The organism is Streptomyces sp. NPDC050617 (genome assembly GCF_040654795.1).
In the GTDB taxonomy this organism is placed as follows: Bacteria; Actinomycetota; Actinomycetes; order Streptomycetales; family Streptomycetaceae; genus Streptomyces.
On the sequence record NZ_JBFAIS010000002.1, the window covers coordinates 307,082 to 333,879 of the forward strand.

The window sequence follows — 26,798 nt, forward strand, 5'->3', positions numbered from 1 at the left end:
ACCGACAGGCTCGGCGCCCGGCGCTGCTCAGTTGCTGTGCCCCAGGGTGTCGTCCAGCCAGTCGTAGACCTCGGCGTAGGCGAACCGCTGGCCGCCGGCCTGGCAGTGGCCGTCGGCGCCCATGTCGGCGGTGAACTCGAGGAAGGTCTTCGGGCCGGTCAGGTGCTCGAAGAGCTCCTCCGGCTGGCCCTTGAAGAACACGTCGGTGGCTCCGGAGCAGATCAGGGCGGGGGAGGTGATCTTCTCGGCGACGCCGTCGCCCAGGTTGTAGTCGAGGAAGGTGGCGGCGAACTTGCGCGGGGTGTCGGCGCCCATGACGTACATGCCCTGTTCCATGGCCCAGCGCATCTTGGGGCTGACTGCCATGGCCTGCGCCAGCCCGGCGTCGACCTCGGGGTCCTCGTCGGCGCGGAGCCGCCGTGCGATCTCCTCGCGGTCGCCGGGGAATGCCTCGAGCACTGCGGCGGCCATGTCGTAGACGCCGTCGAAGGCGATGACGGCGGCGATGCGGTGTTCGAAGGCGGCGGCGCGCGGCGCGAGCAGCCCGCCCATGCTGTTGCCGAACAGGGCGATCCGGTCCGGGTCCACCTCGGTGCGGGTGAGGGCGTAGTCGATGACGGGGGTGACGACCGCTTCCCAGTCGGGGCGGAAGACCATGCCGTGGCGGTGGCGGGTGCCCGGCTGCCCCGGCCCGTCGAAGGTCAGCACGTTGTAGCCGCGCTCGACGGCCGCGGCGGCACCGCCGAAGTGCATCTCCTCGGCCGTGCCGTCGAACCCGTTGAACATGAGCACGGTCGGCCGGACGGCGCCCGAGTCGTCGGGCCGGTAGAAGTAGCCGGGCAGGACGGTGTCCTCGTACGGGATCTCGACCAGTTCGATGGGCGGGGTGAACAGGGCGGCGGCCTCGCGGAAGCAGGCGACCGAGGCGTCGTACGCGGCCAGGATGCGGGGGTCGTCGGGGTTGCCGTGCAGGAAGAACTCGGCGCTGCGGTAGTAGTTCGAGGCCCGCAGGAAGGCGTCGCGGGCGCTGATCCGGTGCCCGCCGGCCTTGGCCTTGCGTGCGACGGCCGCCACGCGCTCGCCCATGGCGAACCACTCGTCGTGCCAGCTGTCGTAGTCACCGGGGGTGATGCGCTCGGCGACGACCGCCGCCTCGCCGAAGTCGCCGCCTCCGTAGGCGCTGTGCCCGAAGACTCGCAGCGTCTCGAACCAGAACTGGCTGTTCTCCGGGAAGAAGACGGGCTTCATGACCCCTCCTAAAAGTGGTTGGTGACTGCGTTAACGACGACGTTAGACCCATGCGGATGACAAACGCAAGTCTCAGCTGCCTTAAGGGCTAGAATGGGGACCATGAAGGAAGAGGAAGAACAGGAGCGGGCCCGCCGACCGGGCGGCCGCAGCGCCCGCGTCCGCGCGGCAGTGCACCAGGCCGTCATCGCCCTGGTCGCCGAGCGCGGCTACGGCAACTTCACCGTCGGCGAGGTCGCGGCCCGCGCGGGCGTGGCCGACACGAGCGTCTACCGCCGCTGGGGCAATCTCGAAGCCCTGACCACGGACGTGGCGATCTCCTGGCTGACCGCCCAGTCACCGATCCCCGACACCGGCAACCTCAGGGACGACCTGCGCACCTACGCGGCCCACGTCGCGCGCGACGTCACCGGCCCCGACGGCCTGGCGGTCCTGCGCCTGGTCGTCTCCCTCTCCGTGGGCGGCCAGAGCGGCGAGCGGGCCCGCGACGACTTCCTCCTGGAGCGCAAGCGCCAGATGGACACCATGCTCGAGCGGGCCCGAGCCCGCGGCGAACGCGCGCCGGAGTTCATGGACGTCGTCGACCACATCCTGGCCCCCATATACGTCCGCGTCCTCTTCGGGGTCTCCCCCTACGACCCGGAATACGTCGACGAACTGGTCGACCACTTGCTGCTCCGCCTCTGAGGGGCGTGACCCGACGGGGAGGGGGCGGGCACGGCCGGGAGGGGGCGGGCACGGCCGAAGGGCCCGCAGCCGCGAGAGAAGGTCGCGGCTACGGGCCCGGCTGTACGTACGTCCGTATTCCGTATGGAAGCGGACGTACAGCGATGGACGTACGGCAAGGAACGTACGGCCGTGGCCGTACGGTGCGTCAGTCCGCGATCGGCAGGTACACGCGGTTGCCCGCCGCCGCGAACTCCCGTGACTTCTCCGCCATCCCCGCCTCGGCCTCGGCGTCGAGGGCCAGCTCCCCACCGTGTTCACGGCGGATGTCCTGGGAGATCTTCATCGAGCAGAACTTGGGACCGCACATGGAGCAGAAGTGCGCGGTCTTCGCCGGCTCGGCCGGGAGGGTCTGGTCGTGGAACTCCCGCGCGGTGACCGGGTCGAGGGCCAGGTTGAACTGGTCCTCCCAGCGGAACTCGAAGCGCGCGTCGGAGAGCGCGTCGTCCCATTCCTGGGCGCCGGGGTGCCCCTTGGCCAGGTCCGCCGCATGGGCAGCGATCTTGTACGTGATCACGCCGGTCTTCACGTCGTCCCGGTCCGGGAGGCCGAGGTGCTCCTTGGGGGTCACGTAGCAGAGCATCGCGGTGCCCCACCAGGCAATCATCGCCGCGCCGATGCCCGAGGTGATGTGGTCGTAGGCGGGGGCGACGTCCGTGGTCAGCGGGCCGAGCGTGTAGAACGGGGCCTCCTCGCAGATCTCCTGCTGGAGGTCGATGTTCTCCTTGATCTTGTGCATCGGGACGTGCCCCGGGCCCTCGATCATGGTCTGCACGCCGTGCCGCTTGGCGATGGAGTTCAGCTCGCCGAGCGTACGCAACTCCGCGAACTGCGCCTCGTCGTTGGCGTCCGCGATGCAGCCGGGGCGCAGCCCGTCCCCGAGCGAGTACGTGACGTCGTACGAGGCGAGGATCGAGCACAGTTCCTCGAAGTTCTCGTACAGGAACGACTCCTTGTGGTGCGCCAGGCACCACGCGGCCATGATCGAGCCGCCGCGCGAGACGATGCCGGTCTTGCGGCGCGCGGTCAGCGGCACGTACCGCAGCAGCACGCCCGCGTGGACGGTCATGTAGTCCACGCCCTGCTCGGCCTGTTCGATGACCGTGTCCTTGTAGATCTCCCAGGTCAGCTCCTCGGCCTTGCCGTCGACCTTCTCCAGCGCCTGGTAGAGCGGCACGGTGCCGATCGGCACGGGGGAGTTGCGCAGCACCCACTCGCGGGTGGTGTGGATGTTGCGGCCGGTGGAGAGGTCCATGACCGTGTCGGCGCCCCAGCGGGTCGCCCAGGTCATCTTCTCCACCTCCTCCTCGATGGAGGAGGTGACGGCGGAGTTGCCGATGTTGGCGTTGACCTTGACCAGGAACTTCTTGCCGATGATCATCGGCTCGATCTCCGGGTGGTTCACGTTGGCCGGCAGTACGGCCCGGCCCGCCGCGATCTCCTCCCGTACGGTCTCGGGGTCGACGTTCTCGCGGATCGCGACGTACTCCATCTCCGCCGTGATCTCGCCGCGCCGGGCGTACGCGAGCTGCGTGACGGCCCGTCCGCCGTGGCCCCGACGGGGCTGGCGCGGGCGGCCGGGGAAGACCGCGTCGAGGTTCTTGAGGCCACCGCGCGGGGTGGTGTGCTTGAGGCCGTCGTCCTCCGGGCGCAGCGGGCGCCCGGCGTACTCCTCGGTGTCGCCGCGGCCGATGATCCAGTTCTCCCGGAGCGGCGCGAGGCCGCGCCGGACGTCCGTCTCGACGGCCGGGTCGGTGTACGGGCCGGACGTGTCGTACAGCCGCACGTCCCGGCCATTGGTGAGGTGCACCCGGCGCACCGGAACCCGCAGGTCCGGGCGCGATCCGGTCACGTGGTCCTTGTGCCAGCCGAGCTCGGCGGAGCCGCCGCTCCCCTCGGAGCCGCTGGTTTCAGGCGTGCGTGCATCCTGCTGCGAGGTCATAAGACCCAACTCCCTACGCCGGCATTACCCGGTAACAGGTTCGGCGGTCGACGCAGCGGCTTCCGTACGTCCCGTACGGAGTTCAGCGCCCTCTCAGCCCGGTGCTCCGAGCTCCCGCGATTGCAAAGGTGTCACTACGCTAACGGTTCGCCGCCCCCGGCGGCCAGGGGGCCTTGCGATGATCGGGCGGTGACACGCACCCAGCCCGATCCCCCGGCGCACCCGCAGGATCCGGCGCATCCTCAGGATCCCGCACACCCGCAGGTCCCCGCGCCTCAGCAAGCCCAGGGGCACCCGCAGCCCCACAGCCACAGCCACAGCCACGGGCACTCGCACGGCCACGGGCCGGCCGCTCCCGTCTCCGGCCGGCTGCGCAAGGTCATCGCCGCCGTGCTCATCCCCTTCGCCGTCGCCGTCGTGGCCGGGCTCGTGGTGCTGTGGCCCGGCGGGACCCCGCCGCACCAGCACAGCGGGCTGGGGTTCGACCAGCAGACGGAATCGGGCCGCGTGGTGAAGATCGAGGAGGTGAGCTGCGCGGATGTGGGCGCGCAGGCGCAGGCGCCGCCGCCCGGCGGCGGAAACGGACAGCCGCCTCCGGGGACGGGACCGGAGACGGGGCCGGAGGCGGCTGGCAGCGGGGCCGCATCCGGGAAGAAGTGCGAGAAGGCCACCCTCGAAGTCACCTCCGGCAAGGACAAGGGCCGCCCCTTCACCGAGATCGTCCAGCCGAGCGCCTCGCGCCGCTACTCGGTCGGCCAGGAGGTCGTCCTCGCGTACGCGCCGAAGGCCCCGAAGGATCTCCAGTACTCCGTCACCGACGTGGACCGCACCCTGCCGATGGCGCTGCTCGGCGCCGTCTTCGCGCTCGCCGTCGTGGTCGTCGGACGGCTCCGCGGCCTCTTCGCGCTCGTGGCGCTGGCCATCAGCTTCGGTGTGCTGACGCTGTTCATCCTGCCCGCGATTCTGCAAGGGTCGAACCCGCTGCTCGTCGCGGTGGTCGGCGGCAGCGCGATCATGCTGATCGCGCTCTACCTGTGCCACGGCCTGACGGCCCGTACGTCCGTGGCGGTCCTCGGCACCCTGCTGTCCCTGATGGTCATCGGCCTGCTCGGCTCGGTCTTCATCGACTGGGCGCAGCTGACGGGGGACACCGACGACCAGACGGGGCTGGTGCACGGCCTCTATCCGCACATCGAGATCCGCGGGCTGCTGCTGGCCGGGGTCATCATCGGCTCGCTGGGCGTGCTCGACGATGTGACGGTCACTCAGACCTCCGCGGTGTGGGAGCTGAAGGAGGCGGACCCGGCGGCGAGTTGGCGCAAGCTGTACGGGGCCGGGATGCGCATCGGGCGGGACCACATCGCGTCCGTCGTCAACACGCTCGTACTGGCCTACGCGGGCGCCTCGCTGCCGTTGCTGCTGCTGTTCTCGATCGCGGACAGCGGGGTGGGAACGGTCGCGACCAGCGAGATCGTCTCGGAGGAGATCGTACGGACCCTGGTGGGCTCCATCGGGCTGGTGGCCTCGGTTCCCGTCACCACCGCGCTGGCCGCCCTCGTTGTCAGTGCCGACCGGCACAATACGAGTACTGGGGTGAGGGCCGGGGCGAGGACAGGGGCAAGGTCCGCGACGCGGGGCGGCAGGCGACGCCGCGCCAAGTGACCGTGGGGACGGGGACAGCGGGGACGGCGGGGACAGCGGTTTGGCCAGGGGAGCGGGCGTGGCCGCCGCACCAAGCGATCGGGGGGCTGCCGGTGGTCGGCGAGCAGGGCAGGGTGACGGGGACGGTCGGGCCGGGGCTGGTCGGCGAGGTGATGGTGCGGGTGCGGGGCGGCTCCGAAGCCTTTCTCGCGTACGCGGTGGAGCCGGGCGAGCGGCTGGAGCGGGGCACGGTGGTGCTGGTCGTGGAGTATCAACCACCGCGCACGGTCTACGTCATGGCCGCTTATGGGTGATGTATCAAAAGCGCACCAAGGATGCGGATGCGCCTGCACCGGGGCGCCGGGCGGGAGCAGACTTTTGTGATCGCGGGTCCCTTCAGGGACCCGGCAAAGGGGGCGTGAGCGCATGCTGATCGGCATCGTGGCGGGGATCGTCGTCGCCGCAGTGGTCATCCTGATCGGTCTCTTCAAACTCATGTGGCGGGTCGCCGAGCCGAACGAGGCGCTCGTCATCTCCGGCTCCAAACACCGCACGGAGGGCCTTGAGGAGGGCATGGGTTTCCGGATCGTCACCGGGCGCGGGACGCTGGTGATGCCCGGGGTCCAGGTGGTGCGGAAGCTGTCGCTCGACCTCAACGAGGCCGAGCTGAATGTGGACTGCGTGACCCAGCAGGGCATTCCGCTGCGGGTGCACGGCGTGGTGATCTTCAAGGTGGGCGACGACTTCGTGTCGATCGCCAACGCGGCGCGCCGCTTCCTGGACCAGCAGAAGTTCATGGGCGAGCGGGTGCACAACGTCTTCGCCGGCCATCTGCGGTCGATCGTCGGCGGGTTGACGGTCGAGAACATGATCCGGGACCGGGAGCGGCTGACGGGCGAGACGCGGGCCGCTTCGGGCACCGAGATGGAGAAGCTCGGTCTGATCATCGACTCGTTGCAGATCCACGAGATCCAGGACCCGACCGGGTACATCAAGAACCTCTCCGCGCCGCACGCGGCGGCCGTGCACCGGGACGCGCGGATCGCCCAGGCGGAGGCGGACCGGCTGGCCACGGAGGCCGAGCAGCAGGCGTCGGCCCGGATGGCGCAGGCGACCCGTGACAGCGAGATCCTCCAGGCCGGCTATCAGGCGGAGCGGGACAGCGCCGCCGCCAAGGCCCGGCAGGCGGGCCCGCTGGCGGAGGCCGCGGCCCAGCAGGAGGTCGTGGTCCAGGAGACGCGAGTGGCGGAGCTGGAGGCGCAGCGCCGCGAGCAGATGCTCCAGGCCGATGTGCGCAAGCCGGCGGACGCCTCCGCGTACGAGAAGCGGACGCTGGCCGAGGCGGAGCGGGACGCCCGTATCTCGGGTGCGGAGGCGAAGGCGCGGGAGACGGAGCTGGCGGCGGTGGCCGAGGCGAACCGCGTGAAGACGGCGGCGGTGGCGGAGGCCGAGGCCACGAAGGCGCGCGGCAGCGCCACGGCGGCGGCGACGCGGGCGACCGGTGAGGCGGAGGCCGCCGCGGCGCAGGCCAAGGGGCTTGCGGCGGCCGAGTCGGCGCGGGCGCGGGGCCTGGCCGAGGCGGAGGCCATCAAGGCGCGGGCGGCCGCCCTCGCGGAGAACCAGGAGGCGGTCGTCGCGCAGCAACTCGCCGAGAAGTGGCCCGAGATCGTCCGGGCGGGCGCCGGGGCGTTCGGGAGCGTCGATCACATGGTGCTGCTCAACGGGGCGGACGGGATGTCCGACATGTTCGCGAAGGCGCTCACCATGGGCGGTACGGGCCTGGGGCTGGCCCGCCAGCTGCTCGCGTCGATGGGCTCGGCGCAGGGGGGCGCCGAGGGCGCCGACGGCGCCGCGGCCGGCCGTTCTCCCGCCGCGGACGGCGCGGCGGCCCGCTCGGAGGGCGGGGAGTCGGCGGCCGCGCCTTACGGCGCGTCCCCGCGTACCGAGCGTGTGCCGATCCGGGAGGAGGGCGGGGCATCCAGCCGCTAACCGGCGTTCTGCCCCTCGGTGTTGCCGGCGAGGATGCGGTCGAGCGCGGTGGTGAGGTCGCACTCCAGGTCGGCGACCGATCGCTCCTCGCCGAGCGGGGCGATGCGGTCGGTGCGGTCGAGGAAGGCCACGAGGGGGGCGGCGCCGGCCCGGAACAGGGCCCTTTCGCCGCCGACTTGCAGCCGGATGAAGACGTCGGAGAGGTGTTCGGAGGAGGCCGGCGCGATGTGCACGTCGCCCTCGCCGGAGGGCTGGCTCAGCCCGTCGAGCAGTAGTTCTCTGGCGAACGCCCACGTTACGGGCGCGTCGCCGGGGAGATGGAAGGTGAACGTGATCGCGTACGGGTCGTTGCTGTCGTACGTGAGTTCCACCGGGATACGGAAAGCAAGCTCCTCGGAGACGAGAAAGGTCATGGTTACTTCTGCCTGAACCGTGTCGCGCATAGCCCTATGCCCCGCGTTCGTCGGATTTGGCCGGGATTGAATCCTCATGGCCCTATTGACGCCATCGTCTGACAACGACTAACGGATCACAAGGAGTGATTTTTCAGATACTGATAGAGAACGAGAGTGAGCTTACGAGCTCACCGACTCTGGAGCGTAACGACTCGACCACAGGACGGAGTTGTTCCACCCGATTCGACGGAAGCGAGACCGCCATGGTCGCCACGGCGGTCCCCGCGACTATGGGGAAGGCCGCGCAGACCGTCCCGAGCGCGTACTCCTGCTGTTCGAACACCGGTTGGAGGCGGTGCCGGTTCTCCAGCCTGCGCAGCAGGTCGGCGCGGTCGCGCGCGGAGTACGGGGTGAGGGGCCGTACGGGGTGGCGGGCGAGGTAGTCGTCGCGCTCCTCGTCGCCGAGCTGGGCGAGGAGGCACTGGCCCAGCGCGTGGGCGTGCGCGGTCTCGCGGAAATCCGCCCATTCCTGTACGGCCGGGAACTCGGGGCCGTCCGCGACGGCGAGGACGTCGACCTCTCCCTCGCGGTACGCCGCGAAGTAGAGGGGAACACCCAGTTCTTCGCCGATCCCGGCCAGCGTGCCGGTTATTCCGGCGCGCCGCTCCTCGCGGCCGTCCACACCGCCGAGGCTCATCGCGGCGTCGCCGTAGAGGAAGACGCCGTTCTCCCGGCGCAGATACCCCTCGTGGGTCAGCGTGCGGAGCAGGTGGTAGGCGGTGGGCAGCGGCAGACCCGCCTCACGGGCGAGCTGCTTGGCAGGCGCACCGTCCCGGTGCGCTCCCACGGCTTCCAGAAGACGCAGCGCACGCTGCACCGATCCGATCAGAGTCGGCTGGGAGGAAGCCCCGATATTCGCAGTCGCCAACGTTCACCCCCAGGCGTGCCGACGGGTGTCGTACCCGTCTGCGGGGGCCGCCCCCGCCACTACTGCGCCGCCCAGGGGCCGTAAGAATTCACGAGCGATGTCGGCGTCGCGGCCGGGCCGAGGGTCGACCGGCCCGCCCGAGCCACCGCCACAAGGAGGCGTCAGCGATTCGCACTCTAACCGGAGTAACGCCTTCAAGTTGATGTTTGACGTGGGGTGTCCCTCAGCCGGGCTACCCCGGAAGGCGGCGGGGCGGGCCGCCTCGGAGCGTCCGGCGGGCGGCTACCAGTCGCTGTGCGACGAGGACGAGGAGGTGAACTTCCTTACCACGTAGATGAGTCCGCCGACGAGCGCGACCAGCAGCAGGGCCTTGAAGAGCAGGCTGACGACGAAGCCGAGCACGCTCATGATCAGACTGCCGAACACCAGTAGGACGAGGAGCGGCACCGCGATCCACTTCACCCATCCCGGCAGGCCCCCGAATATCCCCTTCTCAGCCATTTCGTCCCCTGCTTTCCATTCGCTTCGGTCGCATCAGCCGCGTCGGGCGCGTCTGTCGCTTCGATCGCATCGACTGCGCCAGTCGCGTCAGTCGCGTTCTCGCCAGGTCTCCCTCGCACCTTCGATGCTAGGCGGCGGGGCGCGCCGACGGGGGCCCCGCGGCCCCCGTCCTCCCCTGACCGGACCCCTACGGGGAGCCAGGAGCGCAGGTCAGCTCTCAGGGGGAGAGAAGACCACCATGACCCTCAGGTCCTCGGCGATGTGGTGGAACCGGTGCGTCACCCCGGCCGGCACATAGACCACGCTGCCCCGCGCGACCTGCGTCGTCTCGGCGCCCACCGTGATCGACGCCCGCCCGCTCAGCACCAGATACACCTCGTCCTGGGCGTGCGGGCTCTGCGGGTCGGCCTCGCCCGCGGCCAGGGCGTAGAGCCCGACCGACATGTTCCGCTCGCGAAGAAACTGCAGATACGCGCCGTCGTTCGCGGCCCGCTCCGCCTCCAGCTCATCCAGCCGGAACGCCTTCATGCTCGTCCACCCCTTGCTGTGCCGACCCTTCCCGGGCCGATCCCGTCTGCAACGATCTCACCATGAAGAATTTCGTAGTCAAGACGATCGCCAACGCGGCCGCACTGGCGGTCGCCATCTGGCTGCTCAAAGGCATCACCCTGTCCGGTGAGAACACCACCCGCAAGGCGTTCACGCTGATTCTCGTGGCGCTGGTCTTCGGCGTGGTCAACTTCGTCGTCAAACCGATCGTGAAGGTGCTGTCGTTCCCGCTGTTCATCCTCACGCTGGGGCTGTTCACTTTGGTGATCAACGCCCTGATGCTGCTGCTCACCTCGTGGCTGGCGGGCAAGCTCGACCTGTCCTTCCACGTCGAGGGGTTCTGGTCGGCCCTGGTCGGCGGGGTGATCATCTCGATTGTGGCCTGGGCGATGCACATGATCCTGCCGGACGACAACGACTGACGGCGGTACCCGCACGGCGGGCCGGAGCCGATGGGGCACAGGGGTGTCCCGTCGACTTCGGGCCCCGGGCGGGCCCCGCTTCCCGGAGCGAGCGGGCCGGCCCCACTTCCCCGAGCAAGGAGAGCGCATGACAGGCGACGGCACGCGGGCCGTACGAGCGGGACTGCCCGAGGCGGCGGCGAACGAACCGACCCTGCCCGGCCCGGTCTTCGCCGCCCACTACCACCTGCCCGGCGACGGCGGCGGCCCGTACACCTACGGCCGCGACACCAACCCCACCTGGACGCTGCTGGAGCGGGCCATCGCGGAGCTGGAGTCGCCCGGCGCCGAGGCGCCGCCCGCCGAGACCGTCGCCTTCGCCTCCGGCATGGGCGCCATCTCCGCCGTGCTCATGTCCCAACTGCGGCCCGGCGACGCGGTCGTGCTCCCCGACGACGGCTACAACCTCCTCATCCCCACCCGCGAACGGCTGGCGGGGATCGGCGTCGAGGTCCGTACGGCCCCCACCTGCAACAACGGGCAGCTCGCCGAACTCGACGGGGCCGCGCTGCTGTGGATCGAAACCCCGTCCAACCCCGGCCTCGACGTGTGCGACATCCGCCGCCTCGCCGACGCCGCGCACGCGCGCGGCGCGCTCGTCGCCGTCGACAACACCCTCGCCACCCCGCTCGGCCAGCGCCCCCTCGACCTCGGCGCGGACTTCTCGGTCGCCAGCGCGACCAAGGCGCTCACCGGCCACGGCGACGTCCTGCTCGGCTGCGTCACCACCCGCGACCCGCACCTCGCGGCCGGAGTGCGCGCCTGGCGCAAGACCATCGGCGCCATCCCCGGCCCGATGGAGACCTGGCTCGCGCACCGCTCGCTGGCCACCCTCCAACTGCGCGTCGACCGCCAGGCCCAGAACGCGCTCGCACTCGCCAAGGCGCTGCTGACCAGGGACGAGATCAGCGGGGTACGCCACCCCGGACTGCCCTCGGACCCCGCGCACGAGATCGCGAGCGCGCAGATGCTCGGGGGACGGTTCGGGTGCGTGGTCTCCTTCGCGCTGCCCGACAAGGCGCACGCGGACCGCTTCCTGGCCGCCCTGCGGCTGGTCGACGATGCGACGAGCTTCGGCAGCGTACGGTCGAGCGCCGAGCGGCGGGCGCGGTGGGGCGGCGACGCGGTGCCGGAGGGATTCATCCGCTTCTCCGTCGGCGTGGAGGACTCCGCCGACCTGGTCGCCGACGTGCTGCGGGCCCTGGACGAGGCCGCCGGCCGACCGGGGGCCGGGACCCACGAGACCTACTAGCGGGGTCAGCGGGGCGGTACCGGCAAGCTCGCCCGACTGGCACGGCCCACCAGCGCGCCCTACTAGCGCTCCCTACTAGTGCGTCCTACGCATGGCGGACGGCTCAAGCCTCCCCCCTCGTGGCTTGAGCCGCCCCGGTTCAACGCATGATGAACCGCGCGAACAAGGCTAGTTGACTCTGCGTCAGTGTCCAATCACGCTAGCACCACCGTCCTATCGACTTATTTATAGTTCCGCCGAGCTGGACAGCGGGACGCGGGTCGCGGACGACGGACGGCGAGCGGTAAGCAACAAGCGGCGAGCGACATCGCCCCTAGGGGAGAATGCATGGATTTAGCCCTCTTACGCACCTTCGTCACCGTGCACCGAGCCGGGTCCTTCACCCGCGCCGCCGCCCTCCTCGGCCTCTCGCAGCCCGCCGTCACCGGCCAGATCCGCACCCTGGAGCGACAGCTCGGCCGCCCCCTCTTCCTCCGCCAGGCGCGCGGCGTCTCCCCCACCACCTCGGGCGACGAACTCGCCCACAAGGTCGCACCCCACCTCGACGCCCTGCTGAAGATCACCGAGGCCGGGATCGACGAGCAGTCGCCCGCCCGCACCCTGCACCTGGCCGGCCCGCCCGAGTTCACCGCCCTGCGCGCGCTGCCCGCCCTCACCCCGCTCGTCGACCAGGGCCTCGCCGTACGCGCCGCCCACGGCACCACCGAGGAACTCCTCACCGGCCTCGCAGCCGGCCACCACGACCTCGTCATCACCACCGCCCGCCCGCGCGGCCGGCTGCTGACCCCCACCCCCCTGTGCGACGAGGAACACGTCCTGGTCGCCGCGCCCCGCTGGGCCGCCCGGCTCGGCGGACCGGCCGTCCTGCACGCCAAAGGCGCGCCGCTCCTCGATCACCTCCCCGTCGTGGAGGTGCACGAGTGCCTGCCCCTGGTAGCCCGCTACTGGTCGTCCGTCTTCGACGCCGAACCCACCGCCCCCGGCGCCGTCATCGCCCCCGACCTGCGGTCCGTACTGGCCTGCGTCACCGCCGGCGCCGGCATCGGCGTACTGCCCCGCTACCTGTGCGCCGAGGCCCTCGACAGGGGCGAGGTCGTCGCCCTCCTCGACCCGCCGGTGCCGCCGCTGCGCACCTACTACCTGGTCGTACGCGCCGGGACGCTCGGCCACCCCCATCTCGCGCGGGCGCACGAATGGCTGCTGCGGGCCGCCGACGGCTGGTGACGGACACGCGCCCGCAGGGGCGGCCCGCGGTACGGGGCTGCTGCCGTTCCCTGGTGGCGATGGGTTTCGAGGGCCGTCCCGCGCGGCATCTGTCACCTATGACCGAACGTCCAGTGGTCAAGCGCACCGCCCGCGCCATCCTGCTCGACAGCGCCGCCGAAACCGGCTCCGGTGCCGGAAGCGGTGCGGACGACGCCCTCGAAATGATCCTCATCAAGCGCACGAAACCCGGCGAGGCCCCGTACTGGATCACCCCCGGCGGCGGCGTCGAGCCCGAGGACGGGACCGTGGTCGACGCCCTCCACCGGGAGGTCGACGAGGAGCTCGGCGCGAAGGTGACCGACGTGGTCCCGGCCTTTGTCGACACCGTCACGCACCCGGACGGCGCCGACGACCGAGGCGTGAAGGTGCAGCACTTCTTCGTCTGCCGCCTCGCGTCGATGGACCTCTCCCAGCGCCACGGCCCGGAGGTCGACGAGCCCTGCGGCACGTACGACGTGGTGCGCGTCCCCTTCACACGCGCGGGCGTCGCCTCGGTGGAGGTGGTGCCGCCGTCGCTGCGCGCCTACCTGGACGCGAACATCGAGGGCGTACGGTCGCTGCTCGCGGCGGACCTGAGCTGAGGCGGGGCGGCCTCGCGCCTCTGGCCCCTGCGGGCCTTACCCGAACCAGCCTCTGAACGGCTCGCGCTGCTCCTGGGGCTCCAACGGCTGCCAGCGGCGGGCCTGTTCCAGCACCCGTTCGGCCTGGCGCTGCCACTCCTGAGCCTCCGCACGCCCGCGTGACTCGTGCTCGTAGGGCTCGTGGCGCTGGTAGGACTCGTGGCGCTGGTAGGACTCGTAGGCCCCCTGGTCGGCGGCGTGTACGGCCTGTCGTTCGGTCTCTCGCTCGGCCTCTCGCTCCGCCGCCTGGGCGGCCGCGCCGAAGAAATCGCCGCCCTTGCGCCGCGAGTCGTCCGTGCCCCAATCCCCCTCGCTCCGCTCGCCGTCGCCGCGCTCACGCCGCTCGGCTTCCCGTTGCCGGGGGTCCGCCTTCACCAGGTGCGGGATGTGCTTGCGGCAGTGGATGTACGCCTCCTCGACGCCGACCTCCACCCACAGCCGGGCGCGGCGGCCCGGAACGGGGTCCACGGGAAGGCCGGGGTGGCTCACGCGCAGTTCGGCGTCGGAAACGGTGCGGGCCCTGCCATTGATGTGCAGCCCTATCCGGTCATGCGTGAAGTCGACCATGAGAATGCCGAGATGGGGGTTTTCGGAAAGATTGCCCAGGCTGGCATGGACTCCGTTGCCCCGGTATTCGGGGTAGATCAGCGTGCGTTCGTCCAGGACCCGCAGAAAGCCGGGCGGGCCCGCCCGGAAACTGTTGTCGCATTCGCCGCGCCGATCGGCGGTGGCCAGGAAGAACATCTCCTGCCGGGCCACGAAATCCCGCATGCGCGCATTGAGATGGTCCAGCACTTGATCGCCGTAGAACTTCTCGGCCCGCCGCACCGTTCCCATGCGCCGCTGCATCTCGTGCTCGCCGTCGCTTCCCGGCAAGGGCGCTTTCGCCGCCGGTAGGGCAGTCAGCTGCTCGGGTCCGACTCCGTACAAAGACCTCAACCCCCTGCCGCCACAAGCTCTTCGAGGGAGTCGTGCCGTATTCGATGGGACGGAATACCAATGCCCTTCAGTGTGTCCACCCCGCTGCGGATCATGCCGGGCGGGCCGGAGAGGTAAGCGTCGTAGGCGTTCCACGGCCCGTACTCCCGGACGGCGTCCGGGAGCGGTCCCGCGATGCCGCCGGCGGTGGGCCCGTCGGAGACCACCGGGTGCACCGAGAGCCAAGGGTGCGTCCGCTGGAGCCGCAGCATGGTGTCGATGTCGTACAGGTCGTCGTCGTGACGCGCGCCGTAGAAGACGTCCATCGGGCGGCGCCGGCCGTGTTCGGCGACGTCCTCGACCAGGGCCTTGATCGGGGCTATTCCGGTGCCGCCGCCCAGGCACAGCAGCCCGTTGTCAGTGGTGTGGTCCACAATCATGGAACCGGCGGGGGGCCCGAGCCGGATGACGTCGCCGGGGCGGGCGCGGTGCACCAGGGCGCTGGACACCCAGCCCGCCGGCACGGCTTTGACGTGGAAGGAGAGCAGTCCGTCCGGGCGGGGCGCGGACGAGAAGGAGTAGTGCCGCCATACGCGCGGCCACCAGGGGGTTTCCAGGCTCGTGTACTGGCCCGCGAGGAAGGCGTAGGGCTGGTCGGGCCGTACGGTCACGACGGCGATGTCCGGCGTCCGGCGTTCGTGGGAGACGACTTCGGCCTGCCACCAGGCGGGGGCGTGGCGCTCGTTCTCGGCCGCCGCGTCGATCATGATCTGCGAGATCGCCGTGTACGCGCGCACCCACGCGGCCTCGGCGGCCTCGCTCCAGGTCTCCGGCGCGTACCGGGTGAGGGCGGCGAGCAGGCACTCGCCGACGGCGGGGTAGTGCTCGGGCAGGGTGCCGTACTTCCGGTGCCCGCGGCCCAGGTGGGAGAGGTACTCGGTGAGGATATCCGGGTCGTCGACGAGCTTGGCGGCGGTGAGCAGCGCCCGAAAGAGCCGGTCGCGCTGGGTGTCCATGGCCGCGGGGAAGAGGGCCCGCAGGTCGGGGTGCTGGACGAAGAGGAGCGCGTAGAAGTACGAGGTGACCTTGTCCGCGATGGGCTCGATCTCGGTCAGCGTGCGCCGGATGAGCACGGCGTCGGGCGAGGCGGGAACGGCGTCCGCCGACTCGAACACCGAGGGGGTGGGGGTGGTTGTGGGTGCGGGGGTGGGCGCGGAGAAGGGGGCGGGTGTGGGCGTGGATGCGCGTGCGGGCTCGGGTGCGCGTGTGGGGGGCGCTGCGGAGGCGGCCGGGGCTGCGGAGGAGGTCGGGGCAGTGGCGGGGGCCGGGGCTGCGGCGGGGGCCGGGACCGGGGCTCGGTCGGCCTCGGGGCGCGTTCCCTGGACGGGTACGCGCTCGGCGGCGCGCTGGTGCTCGTCCGGTTCATCCAGCTCGTCCAGCTCGTCCGGTTCGGGGGACGACGGTGTGGCGGCCCATGAGGGGGTGTGCTTGGAGGCCGGCGCGGGGGACGGCGGTGTCGAGGCGCCGGGCCCGCCGGGGCCGTCGGGCGCACCCGGTCCGCCGCGCTCATTGCCCCTTCCAACCGGCCGTATCGGACTGACCGAGCGACTCGGGCGGCTCGGGCGGCTCGGTATCCGCTCCGCGTCGCGCACGCCGTCGTCACGCTCGTCCTCGTCGCGGTCGCCGTCATCCCCGTGGGGGCTGCGCGGCTGGGGCTGCGGCGGGCGGGAAGGCTTCCTGCTCGGGCTGAACCAGCCCCACTCGCCACCGCCATTGCCGTCGTCGCCGCCGGAACTGCCGCCTTCGGCCGACATGGTGGTCGGAGCGTCCATAGTTGCCTCGCCTCGAACATCTTTCAGTCGGTCTTCGCACTTCCGAAGCCGGAAGGTGCCCGCAATTCCCCGTTTCAGGTCCGCTTCGGTATCCGCTTCCGGAGCAGAATTCCCAACTACGTCCGACCAGCCTCACAGTTCGCCACAGAACGGACAACGCCCGAAGTCATGTGACATTGAACGCAGTTCTCTGCCGCGCAGCATGCCACCTTCCTTCCCGCCTCCGGACAATCATCAGGAAGTCCGGGTAACAGCAGCCGTGTTCCTCTATGGTGAGACCATCCGGCGCGGCCCGCGAGCAGCCCACGCCGGGTCACGATTGTGCATCGCGGCCAACCGGGCACGACCATACCGGGCGTCGTTGAATACACAACCCTTCGACCGTCGGCGGCGACGACTTCTTGTCGCGTTCCGCGCGCGGTACGGCCAATTACCGTGGGTCACCGACCAATTCGTATGCCTCCCGGAGATCACGCCCGGTATAGGCATGCGTGGCGGCATCCCGCACATGATGATCCGCGTTCACCGCGACCGACACCGGCAATGCGGCGAACAACGCCACGTCCGACATCGAGTCCCCGTACGCTACGCAGTCCGTACGGTTCAGACCGAACTTCTCACAAAGTTCATCCGCAATCCTCACTTTCGCCGCCACGTCGAGGATGCCCGCGGGGTCGACCGGTTCCCGGAACGGAACCGAGGGCCAGCGCGAGCCGTGCGCCTCGTCCACGCCCCAGTCCAGCAGCCGTTCCACGAAGAACGACGGCGAGAGCGAGATCACCGCGCACCGCTCGCCGCGCGCCCGGATCGCGGCCCAGACCTCCCGGATGCCCGCCAGCCACGGCGCGTTCGCGAAGGCCGCCGCGACCTGCTCCTCGCGCAGCTCGCCCCACAGCTCGCAGGCGCGCACCGCGAACTCCGGCGGCGTCATGCCGCCGGCCAGGAACGCGCCCTCCAACTCGGCGATCTCCCGCTCCACCCCGAGCTGCCGCGATATCTCGATCGCGGCAGCCGTGCCGTACAGCAGCGTGCCGTCCATATCGAACAAGTGCAGTCTGGTCATGGAACCGAGCCTAGATCTTGTACGGACGCGGGAACGAGGCTCGGCGAGGGGCCCAGGAGGAGGGGGCGGACGCTAACGCGGGCGCGGGCGCGGGCGCGGACACGAGTGCGGGCGCGGGTGCGGACACGAGTGCGGGCGCGGGAACGCGGAACCGGAAGCCGACAGAGGCATTGCGCACGGCGTCACGAGCGCCCACAATAATTGCAGGCGCAGAATATTGTGGTATCGAGGTACCCTGACCGGGACGCGCCGCGAAAGCCGACGGAGAAGCGGACGAAGCCGAAGGGGGAGCCCCTCATGTCTCAGCAGGTCACACCGGTCGCACCGGCTCCGGCGGACGAGGCCCGCGCCCCCCTCGCGCCGGGACTCGCCCAGAGCTGGTGCGCCCTCTCCTCCCTCCACGGCCGGATCGAGGCGCACATCGAGCGCGCGCTCCAGGCCGGGCACGAGCTGAGCGTGCGCGAGTTCTCCGTGCTGAGCGTGCTCGGCGACCAGCACGACGGCGAGGGCGGCCATCTGCGCATGAACCAGGTCGCCGAGTCCGTCGTCCTCAGCCAGAGCGCGACCACGCGCCTGGTCAGCCGGCTGGAGGACCGCGGCCTGCTGTCCCGCTACCTCTGCCGCACCGACCGCCGCGGCATCTACACGGACGTCACCGACGCCGGCCGCGCGCTCCTCGACGCGGCTCGGCCGACGCACGACGCCGCGCTGAACGAATCACTCGAAGAGGCCGCGAACCACCCCGAACTGGCCCCGCTCGTCGCCGCGGTACGTTCCCTCGCGCCCGTTTCCTGACCGGAGCCCGACCGGGCACTTGATCATTTCGCGGGCCGCCCGCGTAAGGTCCGGGCATGAGTGACATCGAGATCCGGCGGGCGACCGCCGACGACATCCCGGCCATCGTGGCCCTGCTCGCCGACGACGAGCTCGGCGCGCTGCGCGAAACCCCCGACGACCTCACTCCCTACCGCGCCGCTTTCGCCCGGCTGGCCGACGATCCCCACCAGTACGTGGCCGTGGCGGTCCGCGAGGGCCAGATCATCGGCACCCTCCAACTCACCATCATTCCGGGCCTGTCGCGGCAGGGCGCAACGCGCTCGATCATCGAGAGCGTGCGCATACACGCGGACGCGCGCGGCAGCGGCCTCGGCACCGAGCTCATCGAGTGGGCCATCGCCACCTCGCGCGCCGAGGGGTGCCGGCTGGTGCAGCTCACGTCGGACGCGGTGCGCGTGGACGCGCACCGGTTCTACGAGCGGCTCGGCTTCGAGGCATCGCACCTCGGCTTCAAGTACCAGCTCTAGGCGCGGGCCCCCGCGACCGGGGGCCTACGCACACGACTCACCCATTTGGTACCGGTCAGCCGTCGCCGCTCGGTCTCCGGCCCGCCTCCGAGGCGCCCCGGCCCCGTGCCCGCTCGCGGTGGGCCTTCTGACGGCAGGCGCCGCCGCAGTAGCGGGCGGGCCGGCCCGTACGAGCGGCGGACACGGGCGTGCCGCATGCCGCGCAGCCGGTTTCGTTACGCACATGACGCCTATTACGGTCCTTCTGGACCTTTTGCTGCTCGGCCACCGGAAGTTTCGTTACATGCGGCCCCGGCCGCAGGCTGTCGGACAGCAGCGCCACACCACGCCCCGGAACAGCGCCCGCGCCCCTCCGGCGCTCCATCGACAGACACGCCAGCAGCAGCGCCCGCACGTCGGCGATATCCACGTCCCGCCGTACGTCGTCCGCTTCCTGAGCCCGCGTCAGGAGTACGTCCAGGGCCTGCGCGAACTCCCGGATCAGGCCGGCGGACGCGCCGAACCGCTCCTCCCCGCCCGCCTCCAGCGCGTCGCACAGCGCCTTGTTCCGCGCGGTCAGCCGCACCACCGACGCCAGGAAGCGGAAGAAGACCGGACCAGGGTCCGGCACGTCCGCCAACTCCCGTGCCGTATCGACGAACAGCCGTATCCGATCCACGACGGCCGCCTCGAACAGCGCTTCCTTTGACGGGAAATGGCGGTAGACCGTGCCCGCGCCGACCCCCGCGCGCCGCGCGATCTCCCCAAGCGGAACGTCCATCCCCCGTTCCGCGAAAGCCGATCGGGCCGCCGTCAGCACGAGCGCCCTGTTGCGCCGCGCGTCGGCGCGGGAGGGTGCGGCGACGGGTTCCGTCATCTGTCGGGGCTCCTGAGGGCGCGGGCGAAAACCGGGGTGACCGCCCCGCGAGGCAAGCGGGTGGGGCGTTCCGATTATAGCCAGGCCGTAGAACATGATCGCGACCCAGCGCTCTCCAGTTCAACGATCCGCCTCGGAGGCGCGTCGCGCATCCGCACACAGGGAACTGGTGTTCGATTCGCAGGCCAAAAAAAGGGGGAGGGGTGGGGGCCGCCCCCCCCACCCCTCCCTCAACCCCTCAGCCCGCCACCTCGGACCAAGCGGCCCCCGCCGCCTCCGCCGCGGCGTCGGCCCCCGACGCGTCCGCTCCCAGCACACGCAGCCCCTCGGCCAGCGCCGCCAGCGAGGCGAGCACGACGGACCGGTCGGCGGCGCGCCCGTAGTGGTTGACGCGGATCATCTCCGTGGCGAGCTCGCCCGCCGCCGCCTGCACCGGTACGGCCGGGTCGGCGGCCAAGGCGGCAGCGACCAGTTCGCGCGCGTCCATTCCCTCGGGGGCCCGCACCGTCGTGGCGACCGGGGCGGCATCCTCGTCACGGGTGACGTACGGGGCAAGGGCGCCCAGTGTCCGTACACCTGCGCGGGTGGCCGCGGCCGCTCCCCGGTGGCGGGCGATGACGGCGTCCAGGCCCGCCGACTCGACGCGGTCAGCGGCCTGTTCCAGGGCGAGCATCTCCATCTGGGCCGGCGCGTGCGGCAGCGCGGCCCGGCCGCCGTCGATCCAGCGCTCCTTCCAGTCCAGGAGCGAGAGGTACGAACGGCGCGGGGCCTGCGGGTTCGCGGCGATCCGCGCCCAGGCGCGGTCGCTGACGGCCACGGCGGACACCCCGGCGGGCCCCGCCATCGCCTTCTGGCCGCCGATCACGCACAGGTCCACGCCCCACTCGTCGGTCAGCAGCGGCTCGGCGGCCACGGAGGCGACGGCGTCGAGCATCAGCAGCGCGCCGTGCTCGCGCACCACGGCCCCGATCTCGGCGACGGGGTTGGTGTTGCCGGTCGCGGCCTCGGCGTGCACCAGGCACACGAAGTCGATCTCGGGCCGCCCGCGCAGCGCGTCGGCCACCTGCTCCGGAGAGACCGCGCCGCTGAACGGCGCGGTGACGGTGACCACCTCCGCCCCGCAGGAACGCAGCCAGCCGCCGAACGTCTCACCGTACGGGCCGGTGACCACGTTCAGCGCCGTGGAGCCGGGGCGCACGGCCGAGCGGATGCACGCCTCCAGCGGAAGCAGCGCCTCGCCCTGCATGGCGACGACGTCGGCGCGCGTACGCAGCAGCGAGGCGATCTTGTCCTCGATGCGCGCGAAGTGGCCGGCGGTGAGCGGTGGCAGGTCGAGCAGGGCCGGGACGGGGTTCGCAGTGGTCACGGTGGCCTTCCAGGTGATACGCCGCGCACGGCGGCCCGATATCTCGTTGTTCCGGGTTCCGGTCTTCCGGAATCGAGCGTACGTCCGCTGCCCGCTGTACACCGAGGCCCGCCCCGGCCCGCTTCCTACCGCCAGCCCTCGGGGTGGACGCCCCCCGGAACCGCCGCGTCCCCCGGCTCGTACGGCTGCCGGGTGAAGACGAACGTACCGATGTCGAGGTGGCCGACCTCGCCCGTCTCGGTACGGACCACCCGCAGCACCTCGCCCGCGTAGTAGCCGTCCAGGCCGGTCCAGGTGCCGTCCGCCTCCGCCCGGAAGCGCGACGCGCGGCCCTGCGCGGCGAGGGGCCGGAGCTCCAGCCCGCGGTCCGCTCGGAGGCGGAGCGCGAGCGGGGTGGCGCCCCAGTACCAGGGCCCGGTCAGGGCCAGCAGCTCCGGGTCGGCGGCGGGCAGCGGCTGCCACGGCCGCGGGAAGCGCGGTTCGTACTCGGCGACGATCCGTACGAGGTCGGCGGCGACGGCCCCGGTCGGCGGCCCGGAGGTGACGTTGGCGAGCGCGATCCCGCCGACGGCCTCCGCCGCGTTCACCCACAGCGCGGCGACGAAGCCGGGCATGGAACCGGTGTGCCCGAAAAGCAGCCGGCCCTGCGCGCGGGTCAGCTGCACACCGAGCCCGTAGCCGCCGTCCCAGTGCTCGCCCTCCGGCCCGGCCGCGGGCTCACGCATCTGCGCCAGCGTGTCCGCGCTCAGCACCCGCTCGTCGCCGCGCAGCAGGAACGCGGCGAAGCGCGCGAGGTCACCGGCCGTGGACCACAACTGTCCCGCGGGCGCCATCAGCCCCGTGTCGACCACGTTCTCCGGCTGCATCACGTCGGCCCACGGGTGGACCGCCCAGCCGTCCGCGTGCGGCGCGGCGGGCAGCGGCGTCGTACGGCGCATGCCCAGCGGTTCCAGCACCTCGCGCCGCAGCACCTCGTGCCACGGCGCGCCGCCGCGCAGCCGCTCGACGAGCGCGCCCAGCAGCGCGAAGCCGGGGTTGGAGTAGTGGTGCCGCCGTCCGGCCGGGTGGGGCTGCGGCCCCTCGCCGAACACATCCGCCAGCGCGGGCCGCAGCGCGCCGTCCGTCCGCTCCCACCAGGGCCCGCGCGCCTCGGCGGCCAGCCCCGCGGTGTGCGAGAGGAGCTGGGCGACCGTCGCCTCCGCCGCCCCGGTCGGGGCGCCGGCCAGGTCCAGGTGCTTGCGCAGCGGGTCGGCGAGGTCGAGCAGCCCCTCGTCGCGCAGCCGCAGCACCAGGACGGCGATGAACGTCTTGGTGATCGAGCCGATCCGGTACTGCGTGTCGGCGTCGGGGACCCGCCCGTCGACCGTCCCGCACGCCCCGGACCACACCATCTCCCCCTCCCGAACCACCGCCCCCACCAGGGAGGGCGAACGGCCCTCGGACTGGGCGACGGCGATGCGGTGCGCGAGGGCCCGGCGGGTGGCGGGCAGCACATCATGGAACTCTGCGTCTGCGAAGGAAGCGGTCATGCCCGCACCTTAGGACGTCCCTACCGCGCGCTCACCGGCGTTGCGGGGCCCCTGCCTCCCCCCTGACTCCCCTCGCGCACCTTTTACGCTTCTTGAAGCCCTTTGGAGCTCTTTGGGGGACTTTATAGCCATTTGAAGCCCTTTAAGCCCTCTGATGCTTTCTGCCGACGGTGAAGACCGGTCCGATCAAACCCGACGCTCATTAAGGTCCGGTCCCATGACGACGATCACAACGCGTACGGTCGAATACCCGGCCGACGGCCTGACGATGGTCGGGCACCTCGCGCTGCCCGCCGGTTCCGACCGTCGGCCCGGGGTGCTGATAGGGCCCGAGGGCCCCGGCCTGAACGACTTCCAGCGCCGCCGGGCCGACGCCCTGGCCGAACTGGGCTACGCGGCGCTGGCCTTCGACATCAACGGCGGGCGCTGGTTCACCGACCCGCAGGAGATGATGGCGCACGTGACCCCGCTGCTCGCCGACCCCGAGCGGATGCGGGACATCGGCCACGCGGCCCTCGACGTACTCCGCGCCGAACCCCGGACCGACCCCGACCGGATCGCCGGCATCGGCTACGGCACCGGGGGCGCGATCCTCTTGGAGCTGGGCCGCGACGGCGTCGACCTGCGCGCGATCGGCACGGTCAACGCGCTGACCACGGGCCGGCCCGGCGAGGCCGCGCGCATCCGCTGCCCCGTATGGGCCGGCGTCGGCTCGGAAGACCCGATCATGCCCGCCGAGCAACGCGCCGCCTTCGCCGCCGAAATGCAGGACGCGGGCGTCGACTGGCGCCTCACGGTCTACGGCGGCGCCCAGCACGCCTTCCACCATCCCAACGTCGCCCACACCGTCCGCCCGGGCGTCGGCCACCACCCGCGACACGCGCAACGCGCCTGGCGTGACGTCATCGACCTGCTCACCGAGTGCCTGCCCGTGGCGGAGTGACCAGGAGCGCCGGGGCTGACGCGATGACAGGCAGACGGGCGGACGCGTCAACGGGGGACAGCGGGGGCAGGGGCAAGGTGTCGGACTACCTGCGGGCCGCGGTCTCCGAGGGGAGTTCGGCGAACCGGGCGCGGTAGTCGGCGGCGAAGCGGCCGAGGTGTGAGAGGCCCCACCGGTAGGCGATCGTGCCGACGGAGTCGGTGGAGGCGAGGATGTCCTCGCGAATACGGTCGAGTCGCAGGTGACGGACGTAGGTCATGGGCGAGAGGCCGAGCCGGGCGCGGAAAGCGGAACTGAGGGTCCGCGGGCTGCACCCCGCGGCGTCGGCGATGTCGCCGACGGCGATGTGTCCGGCGAGGTTCGCGTCGATGAACGCGAGGGCTGCCCGCAAGGAGCGCGGAAGACCGGGCCGCGGGCCGTCGCGCAGTTCGCCGGTGTGCGAGTGGGGCTGGGCCAGGAGCAGGGCGCTGACGAGGCAGCGCAGTTGGCCGCGCTGCAACTCCGCGCGCTGGAACAGCGGGTCTCCCGAATCCAGCTGTGCCAGGAGGGAATCCACCAGCAGCCGGACCGCCCGGCCCTCGGACCCGGCCAGGTCGAGGGCGAAATCGAAGCGTACGGGGGACACCGGCGGACGCCCGGCCAGCGCCGCGAACTCCTGCTCAACCAGGGCGGCGTCGATCCGCAGCCCCAGGAACCGCGTCCGCCGGCTGCGCAGGGGCCGCAGTTCCTGGGTGTCCCCGGGGTTTGCGACCCCCGCCGTCCCACCGTCGAGGGTCGCCCGCAGGCGGCCGCACGATGCCGAGATGGCGCCGGTGACGCCGATGTTGACGAAGTAGGAGCCGCGGTCGCGGCCCCCGGCCGAGGAGGCGACGCGCACATCCAGCGGCGAAGCGAAACAGCCCACCGCGAAGCCGTGTCCGGCGACGCCGCGCAGTTCGTGTTCGCCGCCGCACCACTCGTCCAGCGGCGATGTGGCGATCGAGCCGCCGAACAGGCGGGTGGCGGCGTTGAGCAGGTCGGCGGGGTTCCGGGATCTGGTGATGAGGTGGTTGCGCAGCGGCGTCGGCACGGTGGTCACGAGGGCGGGGGCACCTCCCCGGGGGCCGGGACGCCGGCGATATCGAAGTGCCGCGGCGGGCGGGTGATCAGACCGCTGTCGCTCATGACGCGCTCCCTTGATTGCTACGCGCTCCCTTAATCGCTACGCGCTCCCTTGGTCGCTAGACCGGCTCGGCCATGAGCCGGTGACAGGAATCGACCAGCGGATACATCTCGCGGTACTGCTGCGCCTGCTCCAGGCCGACGATCGCGACCGAGGTCTCCACGAGCGTTCGGCACCGCTGCGTACGCCGGTCGACGAACGCCTGGAGCCCCGCGCCGACAGACCCGTGTCGCCCGAGTTCACGGGCGAGTACGAGCCCGTCCTCGATGGCCAGGGCGGCGCCGCTGGCCATATGCGGTGCGGGCGCGTGCGCGGCGTCGCCGATGACCACGCCGTTGCCCCGGTTCCAGCCGCCCTCCAGGAACGTCGTCAGCATCGGGCGGCGCACCACCGATTCCGACGCGGAGACCAGGGAGCGCATCTCCTGCACCCGGCCGGAGAAGCTCTCCAGAAGCCGCCGCATGCGCGGGGCGAGTTCGGCGTCGGGCAGGGCGCTGCGCTCCGCCCCGTTCTCCGTCAGGAACACGTACGCCTGACTGTCCGAGATGGGCACGATGCCCGCCGTGTCGGCCTTCCCCGCGAACTGATGGATCCCGGAGGCCCACGGCGGGCGGGGCACCAGGGCCCGCCAGATCATCAGCCCGTGGTAGTCGAGCGAGGTCTCGAACCCCAGCAGGCCCCGCACCGACGACTTGACCCCGTCCGCGCCCACCAGCAGCGCGACCTGCCGAACCGTCCCGTCCGACAACCGCACGCGGACCAGCTCCCCCTCCTGGTCCTGCTCCACCGCGGCAGCGGTCACTTGGTGGCGAATCACCACACCGCACCGCTCGGCCTCCTCGTACAGGATGCGGTGCAGTACGGGCCGCGCGATGCCGGCCGCCGCCGGCCGCCCCGCACCGATCAGCCGCGGCAACTGGGTCTCGCCCGCGGGTTCGCCGTCCACGTACACGTGCGTGATCGTGCTCATGCCGTACCCCTCGGCCAGGCACGTGTCCGCGAGCCCCAGCTCGTCCAGGGCGCGCAGCGAAGGACCGGTGAGGCACAACCCCCATCCCGCAGCCGCCCGCGTCGGGGCGGCCTCGGCGACCTCGACCTGCCACCCGTCGCGTGCCAGAGCGATCGCCGCTGTCAGCCCGGCCATCCCCGCACCCACGATCAAGGCCGTCCGCACACCGCGATAGCTGTCCATATGCGCCTCCAGAGCTCTCCAGAGCGTTGATTTCCCCACACCGTAGGCCGCGCCGCCCCTCCGCCTCATCCGAATCCGGCAGCGGCCGTCCCCTGTCGGCGATCAGGCGATCGGGCAACCAGGCAATCGGGCGATCGGGCGATCGGGCCCTCGAAAAACGGCGCCCCTGCGACGGCGGAAGCTGCGCGAAGGCCGCGAACTCCCGATCACCGTCCGACATTGACGGTGACGGCTGCTGCCCAAGGGGCCCAAGGCGGCCCAAGGTGACAGCGGCCGGCTGCGATTCCCCACTGGAGGCCGGTCAGTGAGGAGGCGCCTGTACGCGTCCGAGTCGGCGCAGCAGCTTGGGATCGCGCGTGGAGGGGGCGGGGTCGAGGACACGGGGTCGAGGCCGAGATCAGGCAACTTGCCCGTGTCGGCCGGGTACACCACGCTGAGCCCGAACACGAGGACTACCGGCGAGCCCAGACCGCGCACCGCTGAGTTTTCCGCGCCCCGCTGGTCCATACGCCGGCCACCCACGGACGGAAGGCCGCGCCATGCGGAAACTGATCTACGGCATGAACCTGACCCTGGACGGCTACATCGCCGCGCCCGGCGACGACATCGGCTGGAGCGGACCGCCGAGCGACGAGCTGTTCCAGTGGTGGCTCGACCACGAGCAGGCGAGCGGCCTGTCGCTATACGGGCGCAAGCTGTGGGAGACGATGACCTCCTACTGGCCGACCGGCGACCAGCAGCCGGGCGCCACCCCGGCGGAGATCGAGTTCGCGCGGAACTGGCGGTCCACGCCGAAGGTGGTGTTCTCCTCGACGGTCGACAAGGTCGACTGGAACACCCGCCTGGTCACCGGCGACGCGCTCGCCGAGATCACCCGGCTCAAGGCCGAGGACGGCGGCCCGATGAACATCGGCGGCGCGACGCTCGCCGGAGCGGCCATGCGCGCCGGGCTGATCGACGAGTACGTGATCGCCGCCCATCCGGTCCTGGTGGGCGGCGGCACGCCGTTCTTCACCGCCCTGGACAGCTGGGTGAACCTGAACCTGGTCGAGACGCGGATGTTCCCCGGCGGCGTGGTCCTGACCAGGTACGAGCCGAGGCGCTGAGCAGCTTCC

General features: G+C 71.5%; 26 protein-coding genes and 1 riboswitch. Of the genes, 12 read left to right on the plus strand and 14 right to left on the minus strand.

The window, feature by feature from the left end; translation table 11 throughout:
• Positions 1 to 27: 27 nt before the first annotated feature.
• Positions 28 to 1,248, minus strand: a complete 1,221-nt coding sequence (locus AB0I49_RS03915) for an alpha/beta fold hydrolase (RefSeq protein WP_363225218.1) — start codon at positions 1,246 to 1,248, stop codon at positions 28 to 30.
• Between the two features lie 102 nt (positions 1,249 to 1,350).
• Here AB0I49_RS03915 and AB0I49_RS03920 point away from each other — a divergent pair, with 102 nt between their 5' ends.
• A complete protein-coding gene (locus AB0I49_RS03920; protein WP_363225219.1) occupies positions 1,351 to 1,935 on the plus strand; it encodes a TetR/AcrR family transcriptional regulator in 585 nt (194 codons plus the stop codon).
• Between the two features lie 187 nt (positions 1,936 to 2,122).
• On the opposite strand, the gene thiC is transcribed toward AB0I49_RS03920, so the two are convergent.
• Positions 2,123 to 3,916 (minus strand): phosphomethylpyrimidine synthase ThiC, encoded by a 1,794-nt coding sequence (gene thiC, locus AB0I49_RS03925; protein WP_363225220.1) that lies wholly within the window; start codon positions 3,914 to 3,916, stop codon positions 2,123 to 2,125.
• Positions 3,910 to 4,044, minus strand: a riboswitch (TPP riboswitch). Its footprint overlaps the gene before it by 7 nt.
• A 61-nt stretch (positions 4,045 to 4,105) precedes the next feature.
• On the opposite strand from thiC, the gene AB0I49_RS03930 reads away from it, so the two are divergent.
• The 3 genes from AB0I49_RS03930 (at position 4,106) to AB0I49_RS03940 (ending at position 7,546) form a co-directional block, all read left to right on the plus strand.
• On the plus strand, positions 4,106 to 5,578 hold the full coding sequence (locus AB0I49_RS03930) for a YibE/F family protein (RefSeq protein ID WP_363225221.1): 1,473 nt from the start codon (positions 4,106 to 4,108) through the stop codon (positions 5,576 to 5,578).
• Between the two features lie 92 nt (positions 5,579 to 5,670).
• On the plus strand, positions 5,671 to 5,871 hold the full coding sequence (locus AB0I49_RS03935; protein ID WP_362163545.1) for a hypothetical protein: 201 nt from the start codon (positions 5,671 to 5,673) through the stop codon (positions 5,869 to 5,871).
• Positions 5,872 to 5,983: 112 nt separating this feature from the next.
• Positions 5,984 to 7,546, plus strand: a complete 1,563-nt coding sequence (locus AB0I49_RS03940; protein WP_363225222.1) for an SPFH domain-containing protein — start codon at positions 5,984 to 5,986, stop codon at positions 7,544 to 7,546.
• Here the strand turns inward: AB0I49_RS03940 and AB0I49_RS03945 are convergent.
• The 4 genes from AB0I49_RS03945 to AB0I49_RS03960 all read right to left on the minus strand — a co-directional run bounded on the left by AB0I49_RS03945 (position 7,543) and on the right by AB0I49_RS03960 (position 9,898).
• Positions 7,543 to 7,989: an SsgA family sporulation/cell division regulator gene (locus tag AB0I49_RS03945; RefSeq protein WP_030882293.1), complete on the minus strand. Its 447-nt coding sequence runs from the start codon at positions 7,987 to 7,989 to the stop codon at positions 7,543 to 7,545. The genes AB0I49_RS03940 and AB0I49_RS03945 overlap by 4 nt on opposite strands.
• A 103-nt stretch (positions 7,990 to 8,092) precedes the next feature.
• A complete protein-coding gene (locus AB0I49_RS03950; RefSeq protein ID WP_363225223.1) occupies positions 8,093 to 8,869 on the minus strand; it encodes a helix-turn-helix domain-containing protein in 777 nt (258 codons plus the stop codon).
• Positions 8,870 to 9,151: 282 nt separating this feature from the next.
• Complete coding sequence (locus AB0I49_RS03955; RefSeq protein ID WP_363128623.1) at positions 9,152 to 9,370, minus strand: DUF5326 family protein; 219 nt, start codon at positions 9,368 to 9,370, stop codon at positions 9,152 to 9,154.
• Positions 9,371 to 9,580: 210 nt separating this feature from the next.
• Complete coding sequence (locus AB0I49_RS03960; RefSeq protein WP_363225224.1) at positions 9,581 to 9,898, minus strand: cupin domain-containing protein; 318 nt, start codon at positions 9,896 to 9,898, stop codon at positions 9,581 to 9,583.
• Positions 9,899 to 9,960: 62 nt separating this feature from the next.
• Between AB0I49_RS03960 and AB0I49_RS03965 the strand changes: the two genes are divergently transcribed.
• The 4 genes from AB0I49_RS03965 to AB0I49_RS03980 all read left to right on the plus strand — a co-directional run bounded on the left by AB0I49_RS03965 (position 9,961) and on the right by AB0I49_RS03980 (position 13,479).
• Entirely contained in the window at positions 9,961 to 10,341 is a 381-nt protein-coding gene (locus tag AB0I49_RS03965) for a phage holin family protein (RefSeq protein ID WP_363225225.1), read from the plus strand.
• Positions 10,342 to 10,468: 127 nt separating this feature from the next.
• Complete coding sequence (locus AB0I49_RS03970; RefSeq protein ID WP_363225226.1) at positions 10,469 to 11,632, plus strand: cystathionine gamma-lyase; 1,164 nt, start codon at positions 10,469 to 10,471, stop codon at positions 11,630 to 11,632.
• Between the two features lie 327 nt (positions 11,633 to 11,959).
• The gene (locus AB0I49_RS03975; protein WP_363225227.1) at positions 11,960 to 12,856 is read left to right on the plus strand and encodes a LysR family transcriptional regulator; all 897 of its coding nucleotides are present in this window, start codon (positions 11,960 to 11,962) and stop codon (positions 12,854 to 12,856) included.
• Between the two features lie 98 nt (positions 12,857 to 12,954).
• Positions 12,955 to 13,479 carry an NUDIX hydrolase gene (locus AB0I49_RS03980; RefSeq protein ID WP_363225228.1) on the plus strand — a complete coding sequence of 175 codons (525 nt, stop codon included), beginning with the start codon at positions 12,955 to 12,957 and terminating at the stop codon, positions 13,477 to 13,479.
• A 36-nt stretch (positions 13,480 to 13,515) separates the two neighbouring features.
• Here AB0I49_RS03980 and AB0I49_RS03985 read toward each other — a convergent pair whose 3' ends face one another.
• From AB0I49_RS03985 to AB0I49_RS03995, 3 genes are all read right to left on the minus strand, one after another.
• Positions 13,516 to 14,367, minus strand: a complete 852-nt coding sequence (locus AB0I49_RS03985; RefSeq protein ID WP_363225436.1) for a pyridoxamine 5'-phosphate oxidase family protein — start codon at positions 14,365 to 14,367, stop codon at positions 13,516 to 13,518.
• A gap of 86 nt (positions 14,368 to 14,453) precedes the next feature.
• On the minus strand, positions 14,454 to 16,268 hold the full coding sequence (locus tag AB0I49_RS03990; RefSeq protein ID WP_363225229.1) for a globin domain-containing protein: 1,815 nt from the start codon (positions 16,266 to 16,268) through the stop codon (positions 14,454 to 14,456).
• Positions 16,269 to 16,698: 430 nt separating this feature from the next.
• Positions 16,699 to 17,331 carry an HAD-IB family phosphatase gene (locus tag AB0I49_RS03995; protein WP_363225230.1) on the minus strand — a complete coding sequence of 211 codons (633 nt, stop codon included), beginning with the start codon at positions 17,329 to 17,331 and terminating at the stop codon, positions 16,699 to 16,701.
• A gap of 297 nt (positions 17,332 to 17,628) precedes the next feature.
• Here AB0I49_RS03995 and AB0I49_RS04000 point away from each other — a divergent pair, with 297 nt between their 5' ends.
• On the plus strand, positions 17,629 to 18,126 hold the full coding sequence (locus AB0I49_RS04000; RefSeq protein WP_363225231.1) for a MarR family transcriptional regulator: 498 nt from the start codon (positions 17,629 to 17,631) through the stop codon (positions 18,124 to 18,126).
• 56 nt (positions 18,127 to 18,182) lie between these two features.
• Positions 18,183 to 18,635, plus strand: a complete 453-nt coding sequence (locus tag AB0I49_RS04005) for a GNAT family N-acetyltransferase (protein ID WP_363225232.1) — start codon at positions 18,183 to 18,185, stop codon at positions 18,633 to 18,635.
• Between the two features lie 55 nt (positions 18,636 to 18,690).
• On the opposite strand, the gene AB0I49_RS04010 is transcribed toward AB0I49_RS04005, so the two are convergent.
• From AB0I49_RS04010 to AB0I49_RS04020, 3 genes are all read right to left on the minus strand, one after another.
• On the minus strand, positions 18,691 to 19,491 hold the full coding sequence (locus AB0I49_RS04010; protein WP_363225233.1) for a helix-turn-helix domain-containing protein: 801 nt from the start codon (positions 19,489 to 19,491) through the stop codon (positions 18,691 to 18,693).
• A gap of 238 nt (positions 19,492 to 19,729) precedes the next feature.
• Positions 19,730 to 20,857, minus strand: a complete 1,128-nt coding sequence (locus AB0I49_RS04015) for an aminotransferase class V-fold PLP-dependent enzyme (protein WP_363225234.1) — start codon at positions 20,855 to 20,857, stop codon at positions 19,730 to 19,732.
• A gap of 125 nt (positions 20,858 to 20,982) precedes the next feature.
• A complete protein-coding gene (locus tag AB0I49_RS04020) occupies positions 20,983 to 22,386 on the minus strand; it encodes a serine hydrolase domain-containing protein (protein ID WP_363225235.1) in 1,404 nt (467 codons plus the stop codon).
• 217 nt (positions 22,387 to 22,603) lie between these two features.
• On the opposite strand from AB0I49_RS04020, the gene AB0I49_RS04025 reads away from it, so the two are divergent.
• Positions 22,604 to 23,329, plus strand: a complete 726-nt coding sequence (locus AB0I49_RS04025) for a dienelactone hydrolase family protein (RefSeq protein WP_363225236.1) — start codon at positions 22,604 to 22,606, stop codon at positions 23,327 to 23,329.
• 85 nt (positions 23,330 to 23,414) lie between these two features.
• Here the strand turns inward: AB0I49_RS04025 and AB0I49_RS04030 are convergent, their stop codons facing one another.
• Both AB0I49_RS04030 and AB0I49_RS04035 read right to left on the minus strand, forming a co-directional pair.
• On the minus strand, positions 23,415 to 24,407 hold the full coding sequence (locus AB0I49_RS04030) for an AraC family transcriptional regulator (protein WP_363225237.1): 993 nt from the start codon (positions 24,405 to 24,407) through the stop codon (positions 23,415 to 23,417).
• 142 nt (positions 24,408 to 24,549) lie between these two features.
• Complete coding sequence (locus AB0I49_RS04035) at positions 24,550 to 25,683, minus strand: FAD-dependent monooxygenase (protein ID WP_363225238.1); 1,134 nt, start codon at positions 25,681 to 25,683, stop codon at positions 24,550 to 24,552.
• Between the two features lie 539 nt (positions 25,684 to 26,222).
• Here AB0I49_RS04035 and AB0I49_RS04040 point away from each other — a divergent pair.
• Positions 26,223 to 26,789, plus strand: coding sequence for a dihydrofolate reductase family protein (locus AB0I49_RS04040; protein ID WP_363225239.1), 567 nt, complete (start codon positions 26,223 to 26,225; stop codon positions 26,787 to 26,789).
• Positions 26,790 to 26,798 lie beyond the last annotated feature (9 nt).